This window comes from Leptolyngbya sp. PL-A3 (assembly GCF_039962325.1).
GTDB lineage: Bacteria > Cyanobacteriota > Cyanobacteriia > Elainellales > Elainellaceae > Vacuolonema.
Map to the genome: position 1 here is coordinate 61,723 of NZ_JAMPLB010000003.1, position 14,213 is coordinate 75,935.

The 14,213-nt window shown below is 50.4% G+C and carries 13 protein-coding genes; 10 read left to right on the plus strand and 3 right to left on the minus strand.

Going from position 1 to position 14,213, the window contains the following annotated elements:
* Nucleotides 1–40: 40 nt before the first annotated feature.
* Complete coding sequence (locus NDI52_RS03765; RefSeq protein WP_190773905.1) at nucleotides 41–739, minus strand: pirin family protein; 699 nt, start codon at nucleotides 737–739, stop codon at nucleotides 41–43.
* Nucleotides 740–1,261: 522 nt separating this feature from the next.
* Between NDI52_RS03765 and NDI52_RS03770 the strand changes: the two genes are divergently transcribed.
* From NDI52_RS03770 to NDI52_RS03790, 5 genes are all read left to right on the plus strand, one after another.
* Nucleotides 1,262–1,588, plus strand: coding sequence for a helix-turn-helix domain-containing protein (locus NDI52_RS03770; RefSeq protein WP_190773921.1), 327 nt, complete (start codon nucleotides 1,262–1,264; stop codon nucleotides 1,586–1,588).
* On the plus strand, nucleotides 1,585–2,379 hold the full coding sequence (locus NDI52_RS03775) for an SAM-dependent chlorinase/fluorinase (protein ID WP_347280080.1): 795 nt from the start codon (nucleotides 1,585–1,587) through the stop codon (nucleotides 2,377–2,379). The genes NDI52_RS03770 and NDI52_RS03775 overlap by 4 nt, the downstream gene beginning before the upstream one ends.
* Before the next feature lie 333 nt (nucleotides 2,380–2,712).
* Complete coding sequence (locus NDI52_RS03780) at nucleotides 2,713–3,372, plus strand: DUF2301 domain-containing membrane protein (RefSeq protein WP_190773904.1); 660 nt, start codon at nucleotides 2,713–2,715, stop codon at nucleotides 3,370–3,372.
* A gap of 153 nt (nucleotides 3,373–3,525) precedes the next feature.
* On the plus strand, nucleotides 3,526–4,746 hold the full coding sequence (locus NDI52_RS03785) for a M20 family metallopeptidase (RefSeq protein ID WP_190773903.1): 1,221 nt from the start codon (nucleotides 3,526–3,528) through the stop codon (nucleotides 4,744–4,746).
* A gap of 341 nt (nucleotides 4,747–5,087) precedes the next feature.
* Nucleotides 5,088–5,786, plus strand: a complete 699-nt coding sequence (locus NDI52_RS03790) for a DUF3318 domain-containing protein (protein ID WP_242035954.1) — start codon at nucleotides 5,088–5,090, stop codon at nucleotides 5,784–5,786.
* A 52-nt stretch (nucleotides 5,787–5,838) separates the two neighbouring features.
* On the opposite strand, the gene NDI52_RS03795 is transcribed toward NDI52_RS03790, so the two are convergent.
* Nucleotides 5,839–8,226, minus strand: a complete 2,388-nt coding sequence (locus tag NDI52_RS03795) for an ATP-binding protein (RefSeq protein ID WP_190773902.1) — start codon at nucleotides 8,224–8,226, stop codon at nucleotides 5,839–5,841.
* A gap of 1,112 nt (nucleotides 8,227–9,338) precedes the next feature.
* Here NDI52_RS03795 and NDI52_RS03800 point away from each other — a divergent pair.
* The 5 genes from NDI52_RS03800 to NDI52_RS03820 all read left to right on the plus strand — a co-directional run bounded on the left by NDI52_RS03800 (nucleotide 9,339) and on the right by NDI52_RS03820 (nucleotide 13,219).
* On the plus strand, nucleotides 9,339–10,673 hold the full coding sequence (locus NDI52_RS03800) for a hypothetical protein (protein ID WP_190773901.1): 1,335 nt from the start codon (nucleotides 9,339–9,341) through the stop codon (nucleotides 10,671–10,673).
* A 117-nt stretch (nucleotides 10,674–10,790) separates the two neighbouring features.
* Nucleotides 10,791–11,501: a type II secretion system protein gene (locus NDI52_RS03805; protein WP_190773900.1), complete on the plus strand. Its 711-nt coding sequence runs from the start codon at nucleotides 10,791–10,793 to the stop codon at nucleotides 11,499–11,501.
* 85 nt (nucleotides 11,502–11,586) lie between these two features.
* Complete coding sequence (locus tag NDI52_RS03810) at nucleotides 11,587–11,985, plus strand: hypothetical protein (protein ID WP_242035953.1); 399 nt, start codon at nucleotides 11,587–11,589, stop codon at nucleotides 11,983–11,985.
* Nucleotides 11,986–12,136: 151 nt separating this feature from the next.
* Nucleotides 12,137–12,763, plus strand: coding sequence for a prepilin-type N-terminal cleavage/methylation domain-containing protein (locus NDI52_RS03815; protein ID WP_190773898.1), 627 nt, complete (start codon nucleotides 12,137–12,139; stop codon nucleotides 12,761–12,763).
* 84 nt (nucleotides 12,764–12,847) lie between these two features.
* Nucleotides 12,848–13,219 (plus strand): hypothetical protein, encoded by a 372-nt coding sequence (locus NDI52_RS03820; protein ID WP_190773897.1) that lies wholly within the window; start codon nucleotides 12,848–12,850, stop codon nucleotides 13,217–13,219.
* Nucleotides 13,220–13,368: 149 nt separating this feature from the next.
* Here NDI52_RS03820 and NDI52_RS03825 read toward each other — a convergent pair whose 3' ends face one another.
* Entirely contained in the window at nucleotides 13,369–14,094 is a 726-nt protein-coding gene (locus NDI52_RS03825) for an HAD family hydrolase (protein WP_190789522.1), read from the minus strand.
* Nucleotides 14,095–14,213 lie beyond the last annotated feature (119 nt).

Here is a 14,213-nt window from a genome sequence, read left to right on the forward strand (position 1 = left end):
GGGGCGATCGCCTCACCCCCCTGGTGGTTATTGGGCTCGATTATGCCAGGTCAAACAGCAACACTTCCGCATCACTATGGGCTTGCAACTCTAACAGCGTTTTATCGCTAACCGCCGCACCATCTCCGGCTTCCATGGATTGACCATTGAGGGTGATTTTGCCTTGCGCGACTTGTACCCAAGCATAACGATCGGGGCGCAGTTCAAAAGAGCGGGTTTCGCCCTCCGTCAGCACGGTCGCGTAGAGATCCACATCCTGATTGATGTGAACAGCTCCATCCGCTGGATTGTGGCCCGCCATCTGCCGCCATTGCCCTTGCTTCACTTCCGTTGGGAAGGACTTCTCGTCGTAGCTGGGGGGTAGGCCAGTGGTATCCGGCAGAATCCAAATTTGCAGGAAATGAACGGGGTCTTGATCGGAAGGATTGAACTCGCTGTGGGCGATGCCCGTACCTGCTGTGATGCGTTGCACTTCGCCCGTGGTAATGGTGGCGGCATTACCCATGCTATCTTTGTGAGCTAACGAACCAGATAGGACATAGGAAATGATTTCCATATCGCGGTGGGGATGAGTGCCAAAGCCTCGGCCAGCGGCGACGCGATCTTCGTTGATGACCCGCAGGGCACGGAAGCCCATGTGCTCAGGATCGTAATAGTTGGCGAAAGAGAAGGTGTGATAGCTATCTAGCCAACCGTGGTTAGCATGACCGCGTTCGTTAGAAGGACGGAGCGTAATCATTGAGAAAAGCCTCCTGAAGGGTTAAGGAATGATTTAAGGAATAGACTTGTGGATTGTTTAAGCAGTCGAAGATTCAAGCTGGAAGAAACAAATTGAGTCGATTAATCGAGGCGATCGCTGTCACTCAAACATCTATGAAACGACCAGTGAAATAGCATTAGACCAATTGGAAGACCTGCTGAATCAGCTCCAGACGTGTGAGGGTTTACGGGAGAAGAAACGCGGAACTTTTGACCGTCAGTCTGTAGAAATCATCAAACTATGAAGAACGAAGGTATGCACCTGAGCAGTTTGTATGTCTACGAGTGCATCACCACTGCCTGGGTGTATCGGATTGGAGTGAAGTAAATATTCATCTTTGTTCCGATGTATTTGAGTTTATAGTAAGTACATCAGATAAGGGAAGTATGCACTTAAAAGTAAGGTACTACCCAAAAAGATACTATTCGAGTTTCCTGAGGTTTTCGAGCGATGGAAAGCACCTATGAGGTTTCCGTTCAGGCTATTGGTGACCAACCGTTGATGACAGGGGGCGATCGCCTCACCTGCGCCGTCGAAACCACCCTCGACATCATTGGTGGCCGCTGGAAAGTGCTGATTCTCCACGAACTCTTCAACGGCGTGAAGCGCTTTAACGAACTGCACCGTTCCCTCAACGGCGTGACACAAAAAATGCTGACTCAGCAACTCCGCGAGTTAGAGGATGATGGCATTATTCACCGAGAGGTTTATCCCCAGGTGCCGCCTAAGGTAGAGTATTCTCTGACACCCCTGGGCCGCACTTTGGAACCGATTCTGGATGCCATGCACGCCTGGGGGCAACGATACCACCAGGAGCGAGTTGAGTGAGGCGCGGCGGATCACGACTGCTGACTTTGCTAACAGACTTTGGTTTGAAAGACGCTTATGTGGGCGTCATGAAGGGAGTGATTGCGGACATTAACCCCACGGTGCAAGTGGTTGATCTGACTCACCAGATTCCACCCCAAGATATTGCCGCTGGGCGCTTCAATCTGATGAATGCGGTGCCCTTTTTCCCGGCTGGGACGGTACATGTGGCAGTGGTGGATCCGGGGGTGGGAGGAAGGCGGCGAGCGATCGCTCTCCAAACCACCCGCAACTTCCTTGTCGGCCCCGACAATGGCCTCTTCAGCGGTGTGCTGGAACAAGAGCCCATTGTCGCAGCCGTCGAGCTAACCAATCTGTTCTATTGGCGCACCCCCGACCCCAGTGCTACCTTCCATGGGCGAGACATCTTTGCCGCGGTGGGGGCGCATCTGGCACGCGGGGTGCCGTTGGAAAACTTGGGGGAGGCGATCGCCCCCGCCAGCCTCATCCGCTTACCCATCCCTCCCTGCGAGCAGGAGGGAAATGGTTTAGTGGGCTGTATCCAATACATTGATGGCTTTGGCAATTTAATTACCAACATTCCTGCCCAACTCGTGATGAATCCCACGTGGGTTCTACAAATCCACAATCACCAGTTGCCTCGAAGCACCGCTTACAGCGCTGTTCCCGCTGGTAATCTGGTTGCACTTGTCGGTAGCCACGGATGGGTCGAAGTGGCAGTGAATGCTGGCAATGCGCAAGAACAGTTGGGAGTTGCCGTAGGAGATCCAGTGCAACTTCAATTTGGTTAGAGGAAAGACTACTAATTTATCGCTCTGGCCTAGATAGCAATATTACAGTGCTTTGCGCTTGAATTAGCCACGGTTGTTTTTGTGAGAGTCGCACTCCGCGCGGCTCTCACAAAAACAACCAGATTTTCAGCGCTTTAAAGGCGCTGAAGCCTACAGGGTTATGAAAGAAGCCGTTTGAAACGCTAGTGAAACGGCGTGTTTTCTGGGTTTTCTGGCCACGAAAAAGCGCCCTTTTCAAATGACCCCTCATGCTTCCTACTATGATGGGAGATATGACAGGATGATGCGAACGCCCATCCACCAACTCTATAAAATGCTAAGGGAAATAGCGCTATGCAAGATTCAATGACGCCAATCCCAGTGATGTATCAGGGGCAGTTTGGGGAGTTTACGATTACCGATGACGATCGCAAAGGCGTCCTCATCTATCGCTCGGCTCTGATGGTGGCAGCTTTGAGTTTTGCGATCGCCACCACCCTCGTACTCCGTCAGCCTGACTCGGAGGTAGTGCAACATGCTATCTCAGCCCTCTACACGGTGTTTACCCTGGCGTTGGGGGTGAGTTTGTTCACCATTCATATTTATATGGCGGCGTTGCACCGGGCGTTGCAAGCGTTTTGGGTGGTGGGAGTTGTGGCGGCGATCGCCATCTCTCATCTCTACCCCGAACCGTTTGCCGTCACAGTTTATGAGCATCCCATCACGATCCTGGGGATTGGTTTTACCTTTGCGGCCTTAACAGGGATCTTCTTTAAGGAAGCCTTCTGCTTCAACCGTTTGGAAACAAAGGTGTTGACGCCCGTTGTTCCCTTTTTACTGGTGGGTCACATGGTTGGCTTACTTCCCCCTTTAGCCGAGCAAATTCTCCTTTCCGTCTGGGCTATGTTGATGTTGGTATTCGCGGTACGCAAAGCCTTTCAAGACATTCCTGCCGATATTGGTGACAAGAGTGTTTTCGATTATTTGCATAAGAAACACACGAAGAACACATAACTAATTTCAGATCCCCGGTTTTTCCTAGAAAAATCGGGGATCTTCGTCTCACAATAAATCTACGGCTTTTCCAAATAGTCATCAATTTAACTTTCCGCATCGCCATCATTAAAACGCTAGATTGTATACAATCCCTTATTCACTCGTATCCTTATGGTCGCAACTACTCTGAAACCCTTGCCCATCGAAGCATCTCGTATTCGGCTTGAGATTCGTTCGTTGCAGGCACAGCTCGTGGAATGGCGGCGAGGGCTGCACCAAAAGCCAGAATTAGGGTTTAAGGAGAAATTGACTTCGGCGTTTATTTCGCAGAAGTTGCAGGAGTGGGGGATTCCTCACCAGACTGGAGTGGCAGAGACAGGGATTGTGGCGCTGATCGAAGGGAGCCAATCAGGGCCGGTGTTGGGCATTCGGGCCGATATGGATGCGCTACCGATTCACGAGGCGAATGAGGTGCCGTATCGATCGCAGCATGAGGGACGAATGCATGCCTGTGGTCATGATGGGCATGTGGCGATCGCCCTGGGTACAGCCTATTACCTGATGCAACATCGCGAGCAGTTAGCGGGTACGGTCAAATTCATCTTCCAGCCTGCGGAGGAGGGGCCAGGAGGAGCCAAGCCGATGATTGATGCGGGGGCGCTAGAGAATCCGTCGCTGGATGCTATTATTGGGCTTCATCTTTGGAATAACCTGCCTCTGGGGACGGTAGGTGTGCGAGCTGGCGCTTTGATGGCGGCAGTTGAGCAGTTTGATTTGGTGGTGCAGGGGCGGGGTGGTCACGGGGCCATGCCCCACCAGACGGTGGATGCGATCGTAGTCGCATCGCAGATTGTCAACGCCCTGCAAACCGTTGTGGCACGCAATCTGGACCCCATCCAGTCGGGTGTGGTGACAGTAGGCAAATTTAATGCGGGGAGTGCTCGCAATGTCATCGCTGATTCTGCCAGCCTTAACGGTACGGTGCGCTACTTCGACCCGAAACTGTCAACCTTCTTCGAGACGCGCATTCGGGAGCTGATCGGCGGCATCTGTCAGGGTTTTGGGGCAACGTATTCGCTGGATTATCAGAGGCTGTATCCTCCTGTTATGAATGACCGGGCGATCGCCGATCTCGTTCGCTCTGTTGCCGAGTCGGTGGTGGAAACTCCCGTGGGTGTGGTGCCAGAGTGCCAGACCATGGGGGGTGAGGATATGTCTTATTTCCTGCAAGAGGTACCAGGGTGCTACTTCTTTCTCGGCTCAGCCAATGTGGATAAGGGGTTGGCGTACCCGCACCATCATCCTCGCTTTGACTTTGATGAGACAGCCTTGGGGTTGGGGGTTGAGATGTTTATACGCTGTGTTGAAGCATTTAATCACTGCACATTTTAAGGGCCAATCCGAAAGCCCAACTTATATGGTTCTTCAACCGGATTTGATATGAGGGAGAGCGGGTGCATACGCACCTTACTCTCCCTAAATTCGGCTTTCGGATAGCTTTTAAGAAGCCATTTGTAAATCTCGTTTGGCAGGGAGCCAGTATAGATACAGAAGGGTAATCAGTACCTCAGTTGTATAGCGATTCTTGATCGTCTGGCATCTACAAATTTTCAGGACTTACGCATTTGTGTTGTGGGTGGGGTGCGAAGCACCCCACCCACAACACAAATGCGTAAGTCCTGATTTTGTGAGAGCCGGGCTCCGTGCGGCTCTCACAAAATTTGCTGTGGCCTATGCAAACGAGAAGTGCTGTAAAAGTCGATTTGGGAGATCGTAGACTTAAAACTGTAGTCTGCCGTCGCGATCGCCCATCCTCTAAAATGCCCGCCATGAATCCCGATACTGAAATGGCACACCTGATCGACCTGATGCCTGCCTCTGGTCGTATGTACTGCAAGCTGGTGAGCAAACCTGACCAGACGCAGATTATTGCAGCATCCCCGCCGCTTCCCTGGGATCGGAATCGGGCGATCGCCATTAATTTTGACCTGTGGGCCGATTTGCCTCAATCCCAGCGAGACATGTTACTGCTGCGTACTGTGGTGTGGGCAACCGCTGCTCGCTGGTTCAAGGTGGATTGGCAGCGCGGGCTGGCTTTAGTGGGGGCTCTGGGAAGTGTGGTTGAGCTAGTACAGGGGGATGCCGTGGGTGTGGTGGCAGCCGGTGCCTTGACGGGTTGGGCGGGCTGGCAGATCTGGAAGGAGAATCAAAGCTCCAAGCAGGAAATTGAAGCGGATGAAACAGCCGTTCAGTTTGCATTGCGGCGCGGTTATTCAGAGCAGGATGCAGCCCGGCATCTGATGGGAGCGATTGAATCCGTTGCACGCATTGAGAACCGCTTTCCGCTGAATTTTGTGGAGTTGTTGCGGGTACAGAATTTACGGGCGATCGCTGGCCTCTCAGCGGTTTCCATCCCTGACGATTTACGGTGATTGCTTTGAAAATTGAGTGTCCCATATCCTCTGGATGTGGAACGCTCCGGTTTCAACCCAGTTCTAAAGCCTGACGAATGGCCAGTGATAACTCATTAGCGGTAAAGGGTTTGGCCAGTATTTTGGCGATTGTGGCATCCGATATACCTGACAGATCTGGGTTAGTCACTAAGCCACTCATAATGACAAATTTGAGTGCCGGATTGAGCCTGTATAGGGATGCGATTGTCATCACGCCGTCCATTTCTGGCATCATCACATCCACTAGCACTAACCCAATGGCATCACCATATTGGGGATACAGCCGAAGTGCATCGGCTCCTGAACGGGCCGTGATGACTTGGTAGTGGCGGCTTTGCAAAGTTGAGCGGGCCATTTCGCAGATAGCGGTCTCATCATCAATAACCAAGATGAGTTCGCCCTGACCGTCGTGCAATGGCGCTGTGGGAGCGATCGCCTGCACTCCCTGCTGCGTTGCGGGTAAGTAAACCTGAAATTGAGTGCCCTGATGCAGTTGGCTGGAGACGGTGATCAGCCCCTGATGGCTTTTAACAATGCCCATGACCGTAGATAGCCCCATGCCGGTGCCTTTGCCGAAGTCTTTAGTCGTGAAGAAAGGCTCAAAAATGCGATCGAGGATGCTTGGGGGAATACCCATGCCAGTATCAGAGACAGTTACTTCCACATAAGCACCGGGCTGGAGATCGGGTTGGTGGCGAGCGTCGAGCTGCTCAATCCATAGATTTTTGGCAGCAATGGCCAGGGTGCCACCCTGAGGCATGGCATCTCGGGCATTAATGCAGAGGTTCATAAATACCTGATGCAACTGAGTCGTATCGCCTAACACGGGCCATAGGCTATCAGCAAGATCCAGGTGAATCGTCATGTCCTTGGGAAAGGTTTCATCTAGAATCTGTTTGATTTCGTGAAGCACCTCGCTCAGTTGGAGGACGATGCGATCGCCCTCTGTACCCCGGGCAAAGGCTAAAACCTGCTTAATCAGATCGGCACCTCGCTGGGCACTGCCTGCCATAATCTCAAGCCACTGTTGCGTTTCCTCATCCTGCTCTTTTTGTTTCAGAAGCTGTACCGCCATCATGATGGGGGAGAGAACATTGTTCAGGTCGTGGGCCATACCTCCGGCTAAAGTGCCAAGGCTCTCCATACGCTGAACTCGCAAGAACTGCGTCTCTAGAAGTTTTTTCTCGGTAATATCGATGCTGATGGCAATAAATTGAATGGGTTCTCGCTGATCGTCTAGCAAAGGAACGATGGTGGCATCGACCCAAAAAAGATCGCCCTGCTTCGTCCGATTGCACATTTCACCATGCCACACCTGCCCGTGCACAATTGTGGTCCACAGGTGAGCAAAAAAATCAGGGGGATGATGGCCAGAATTGATAATTTTATGGGTTTGCCCTAATAACTCGGCACGGCTGTAGTGAGAGATTTGACAAAACTTTTCGTTGACATATTGAATGATGCCATCAGCATTGGTAATAGCCACGATGGATGATGCATCCAGCGCAAACTTAAAGTCAGCGAGACGTAGGGCACTAGTATGGGCTGTTTTGGCTGCGCGATCGCTACTTTGCGCTAAATAAATGGCTAAGGCCAGTAACCAGGACAGGCTTAATCCTGATAGAAGCGAAACTGCAGGTAAATACGTTTGGGAGCGAATCCATGAAGCCCGTGTCGGAGCAACCTGTAATTGCCAGTTCAAGTTATGCAGGGTAATCGTCGTTTCTTGAAGCAAGCTTGGATTATTGACCTGCTTGCTGGTGTGGTGGCTATACAGTTGCCGATCCTGACCAAAAATCTGCACAGCATAACCTTGAACATCCCCATCATCGAGCAAGGTGCTAAATAGCGTTTGTGCCTGAAAAATGCCAACAATGTAGCCATCGATAGGGGGGGAGCATTGCTCTGGCACCAATAAAATCTGCTGTGTACAAATAGCGTTTGGTTGTGCGGGAACCCTGGGGAAACCTAGGATGGGAACAATGACAAAAAATTCATCCTGGCCGCCTATCCAATCCACATAGGGGGTGATGGCTAAGTTTCCAGTGATACGAGCTTGCTCCAGAGCCGCACTTAAGGCAGGCTCTGCGTCAAGTTTTAACGGTGGCAGTGGAGTTCTCGTTTCGGTAGTGACGGTCCAGCGAATTTGAGAAGTTGAGTCTGCCCAGGCGATCGCTTCATATCCCCGAAAGTCTTCAAGATTCAACCGGGCTTCCAGTTCCCAGTTTTCGCGGCTGAGGCCATGCTCCTGTTCCCAGTGTCGAGCCATGCGAACTAAGGCCAGAATCTTGGGCTCAATCTGTTCGGTAATTTCAGCGCTCAACGCTACTGTTTTTTGTTCAATAGATTGTTGAATGTGAGATTGTTCAGCCTCGTACAGAGCCCACCAAAGAAACAGACTACCTGTAGATAAACTCAAACCTATTGTTAGAGGAAGCGATGATACGCTGATATAATTTCGTAATTTTGAGAATGTTGGGAATATTCTAGAAGTGTTAACACGTTCTACACGGTGTATGAACTGCGTTGGGAATTTTAGTGTATTTTTATTTAAATTTAACTTAAGCTTATTCATCACCAATAGCGTATTCTCTGATATCAATAACTTCACTAAATTTTGAGAGTCTAATACTCTGGACAGTTTTTCTGAAACCCTTGATTTTGCGTGCGCGAAGCGCACGCAAAATCAAGGGTTTCAGAAAAACTGTCCGAACTAATGAATGGTGTAGGTTTGACAAGTTAAGGTTAAAGCCAATGCCTTGCTCATGAAGTGATTATCTTCAACCAATAAGATTCGCATTCAAATGACCTCATTCTCCTTTATGTGATCTCTTTCCTGGCCTTAGAAAAGGTATAGATAGTGCAAAGCGATCGCCAATACTCTTCCCAATAGCAAGAATACTAACAATCGATCCAGCAAAATTTTCGTTTTTAAGAATGCTTGAAAGGCTAATCTTTCATGCTTAGAGGGCCGAAAAGAATTGCTTTTTTGAAATTTTTCAAACATTCTTTTCAGGCTAGACAGAGCCTATTCCCTTTTCAAGGAATGATTTAAGATTCCGGAAAAAATGAATTTTTTATCTGCTATACAGCGCTTTACGCTTGAATAAAATGCAGTCATTTTTGTGAGAGCCTCGCTCTGCGAGGCTCTCACAAAAATGACTTGTACCTCATAGACTTGAAAAGTGCTGTATATAGCAAAAATTAGAATTTTTCAGAATGATTCAGGGGTTATGAGACCCCGCTACAGGCGGTGTATTAATTGTATGTGAAGGGTTGTGGCCACTCTGACATTTCTACTGTGCTTTGCTCCATCTCGCTTTCAGGAAATACAAGAGTAACTTAGGAAACTCTTTATATGTTGAATCGAGAAAATTAAGCATTGATGAAATGCCACCTAACTCTGCTTTATCTTTTGAAGTTCTTAATTATTTCGGTTTAGTCTTGTAATCGCAAGGAAAAAATCAGTCAGTGCCATCTCCCAGTCGTTAGAAGTGCAGTAGGAAAGTTTGGGCGGAGAGAAAGGTACCCATGAAAGTTTTAAAGCGAGGCTACGCAGTAGGGCGTCATTTAATTGGGAAAAATGGCGATCGCGGCTATGCCATGCCTATCGCCATAGGTTTTGGGCTGGCGATCATGATGGTTTCTGCAGCATTGTTGTTGCGATCGCAAAATGACGATGTGACCGCCAATCAACAGGAAGCCACAGGTAGCAGTCTTAACGTTGCGGAAAGTGGCTTGGCTCGCATCCAATCCTTCATCAATAACAACCGCTCCGTTTCGACCTATAACCTGAGCGCTTGGTCAAACTCGCGCGCCACTGTCAGCACTGGTAATCTATGTGGTCCAACCAGTACTACCGATATTGCGGCGTTTGCCGCTGGTGCCCGCAACTGGCAGAACGTTGATCCGGCTAGCCCCAGTAAAGGCCAGTTTCGAGTGGTGGACTATACATATCAGGCCAATGACGCAACTCGCCCTAATAGCGCACCGGGCATTGGCACATTACAGGTAGAAGGACGGTTAACCAACCGCAGCAGTATCAATAGTCTGCGAGTGACCATTCCAGTGCAATCGGGAGATATGAGCGGAGTACCCATTCCGGGTCTCTGGCTCAACAGTGGGCAAACGGGAGGAAACACCGTACAGGGAAATGTTCTGACCAATGACTGTTCGGTTCCCCTCAGTGCCTTCTCAACGACGGGTGTTGACCCAAATACCAGTGAACCGTATCGGGCCTACTACACCACGATGCAGATGCCTGCTCTGCCGACAATGCCCACCGGAAATTCACTCAATAGCTTACCCAACAACGCTTTCACTGGAAATAACAATGACGTGGTGCTGCCTCACCCAGGAGCCCAGGCCACAACCAAAACTCTGAACAACGGCCAAACGGTTCAGGTGTATGAGTATGGCATCAATAACCTGAACATTCCTCAAAATGGAAGCCTGACGATTACACCTGGTACCCGCGTCACGATTTATCTGGCAGGCAATATCAGTCGGGGTGGAGACATCATCCATAACTGTACTGGTGTTCCTACCTGCCGACCGACTAACTTCCAAATTTATGGGTATGGCGGGACTGGTAGCACTATCTGCTTAAACGGAAACAACTATATCGATATGTTTGTTCTGGCTCCCAGATATGCGGTGGGGGTTGCTGGAGCGGGCGGTTCAGGCGGTATTCGCGGTGCGGTATGGGTTAACAATTGGAGCAATAGTGGCGGTTGCGGTTCTAACACCAGCAACATTACCGTTTTGCAGACCGCTGACTGGGATCTGATGAGCGTTATGCCTCAAAACTTACCGCCCCGTTTTTCGCCCATCCAGACATGGCAGCGGCAGGATGCACAGCCTTAGGTGAGATAAGCAATGCAAAACTATACTTCTCTTTCACAACCTGCTTCTACGGCAGCATCACACCCATGCCTAATCAAACTCAATAGGCAGAAGCGCTCTAATCTCATTCAATTGTTCATGGTTTGGATGCGGGCTGCTCCAAAACCAGTAGGGACACGTGCGCTGTTACAGTCTCAAACGGCAGGATTTACTTTGATCGAGGTGATGGTCGCTATCCTGATCCTGTCTATGTTCATTGGGATTGCGATGACAAGTTTTAGCTTGTCAGCCCTGCTCAAGGTTCGCGCTCGCGTTAACACCGAAGCGACGAACTGGATTCAGCAGGATTTAGAAGCAGTGCGATCGCGCGCCTCACAAATTAATTACACTCTGGCTTCGAATGCTTTAGCGGGGGCAAACACCCTAACCTTAACGTCAGTCACTGGATTAAGTCCCGGTGAACGGATCACTATAGGCCGCAGTGTCTCGGCCTACACCATTAACACAGTGAATACGGGGACAAATACCGTTCAACTCTCCGCATCTTTGCCAGGGGCGCAAACAGCAGGAACCACAGTGTATAACGTCAGCAAGTGTACAGCTACCGCTGCTGCCAATGGCTATGCCAATATCGTGCTGCAAAATCTGCCAACGTTGCCCAACGGGGGAAGCCGTACGATTGCCGGAAAGTCTTACACCCTGACGCGCAGTGCCGTAGTACAGGCAGCAGCACCCTTTGAGGTATTGCAAATTACCTATGGGGTGCAGAGGGCAGGAGAAACAACCCCGATCATGTCAATGTATACGGAGGTGATACCCAATGTGGCGTTTCAATGCGCGCGTAACTGAGGCCGGCTTTTCGCTAATCGAAATGGTCGTGGTGGTCCTCGTTGTTGGAATCTTATCAGCCATTGCTGCCCCAGGATTTCTGGGCATGTATTCTAGAACCCGAGTCAATCAATCCTTAGTGGAAATACAAGGGGCACTTCAGGAGGCGCAACGGCAAGCGATGCGTACCAGTACTCCCTGTAATCTCTCGTTAAATACGAGTACCTCTGCTATCACGGGAGCCTGTTTAGTGACAGGAAATCGCACTTTGAGCCGTGTTGCCATTCGCTCATCTGCAACAGCTATGCGATTTAACATCAAGGGCGCTGTTTCTAATACGGACGGGAGTGCAATGACCCAGCCTGTTACGGTTGTGATTTCATCTCCCACAACGAGTCTGCAACGGTGTTTGGTGATGTCGGTGCCTCTAGGGCTAATTCGAACAGGCGTCTATAGCGGTACGGGTACCCTTGAGGCCAGTTGTGTGCCGAGTAACGGGTCGTGATTTCCATCCTTCCTGACTTCCCTGTTTTTTCTTTTCGTCTTTGAATAGTTCCCTCGATTTTCTTGAATTTTCCCTGGATACACAAACGAAGAAACTCGATTCACACCTTCGTTTGTTCCGACTCGGCTAGATACCTTGCAGGAGAACGGCCATGAAGCGGCTTTTACGATTTCTACACTACTCTCCAACAACCGCTGGATTTACCATCGTTGAGCTCATTATTGCCATGGTGGTAACCAGCATCATGATTACCCTGGCGGGTTATGGTCTCACAACCATGCTGCGGGCAAATCAACAATCAGGGTCAGAAATTTCACGGCGGGCCAACCTGAACCGCGCTCTTGACTTCATGGCTGATGAAGTACGCATGGCAAGAACCATTACCGTCCCAACCTCGACGGATGTACCCAGTCAGTCGTGCGGCCCAACGACTGGGGTGATGACCCTCGTAATGCCCGATAGTTCTCGTATTGTTTACTACGTTCATGAAATTAATGGGTGCTCTGGCAATTTATGGACCGCCACAACGATTCGCCGCCGAGTTGTAGGAGGCGCTGACACTCTGTTAGTGGATGCTCTAACGGCTCCCAGTGCAATGCCTAGCGGCTGTACGGCTACAACACAAACGCTCAGAGGTACGAATGGCTTTTATGCCTGCTTAGATAGTGCGAATACCCAATTAGTCACGTTGTTTTTATATGGCAGGCTGACGGATGCCCGAGGTAATACAACAGGTACCTACCCCGTCAGTGGCCAGGCTTCGGCTAGAAGTTTTTAGCGTGGATGGTTTGGATGCCGGCATCCAAACCATCATTTCGGTTGATTGATTTTCACTTCCCTGAACTTGATTGGAGCCCCACCGATGACGTCTTCATGGCCTACTGTGCTTGAACTCACTGATGCAGAACCTGAGTTTAATGGGATTTCGCAGGATCAGATGAGTCTGGCAAAATGGCTGATTTTTGCTATTGTAATGGCCGGTAGTAGCCTGGTGGCGATCGCCCCTACAATCCGCCCCAGCGCTGCTATTTATCTTCCTCCCACGACTGCTGAAGAATATGATTATTACCAACAACAAATTCGCCAGTACAGTGAAGCGGTTGCCCAACCCAACCATACCATTGCCGACCATCTCCGGTTAGCGGATGCGCTGGCCAATGCAGGGGAACGGGAATCCGCGAGCCGAGCCTATTTGGCTACGATGACTCACAGCCCAAAATCCCACACGCACTAATTTAAGTAGAGTGATGTTGACTGCGTGATACGCAGTCAACATCACTCTACTTTAGGGCTTACACAGTTTTTGTTGTGTGTGATGTGCGTCGTACTCTACACGCAGCAAAAATGCGTTGTATCAAATTAACGCATTCAACCTCTTATGGTTTATGTATTTAACAGGCGATCGATTAACTCTACGACGCCTGCTCCCCGCTCTGCATGAGTTACCCAGTCAACCTGAGACTGCACTTCGGGTAGCGCATTCGCGACCGCTACGGCATAGCCGCAAACGTTGAGAAAAGGCAAGTCATTCTCTGCATCCCCCACCCCCACGATCTCGGTCAATTCCACCTCTAATTCCTGCGCGGCGGCGGCCAATCCTGAGGCTTTATCGATGCCCGTTGGCAGCATCATGACAGCACCTTTGTTCAAAATAATTTGTAGATCTAATCCCATTTCCTCAATCAGCGATCGCGCTTCCACACTATGAGGCTCCCAGGTGGATACGATGATCCGGCCCTGCCCTACCAGAGGGTACGCCTTCTTGAGCCGCTGCATTTCTTCAGAGAGGGGGGCGGTGTTGGTACGAGCAGCTGTGTAGACGCGATCGCGCAACGCCTCCACAAACTCCTGTGGAGGGCCTTGGGTTAGAGGCTTTTCTGTCTGGGTAGCAGGATGATACAGCATCGCCCCATTTTCAGTGACTACCCAATCAAATGCATCAATGAATGAGCAAATCTGAAGGGTGTCTTCAAACTCACGCCCGGTGATTAGCACAAGCTTGCGACCGGCTTCACGCCATCGGTAGAGCGATCGCACAGTTGCCTCATCCACGGCCCCATGCAACGCCAGCGTTCCATCGTAATCCGAAGCCAGCACCGAGTAGGTCATGAGCTGCACCTGCACCCTTGCGACTCACCTATGTTAACCTCAGTTCGGGTTAAGGGCTTTTTCGAGTGCCGCGCTTCGCGCGGCACTCGAAAAAGCCCATTATTGCGTGCGCGTCGCGC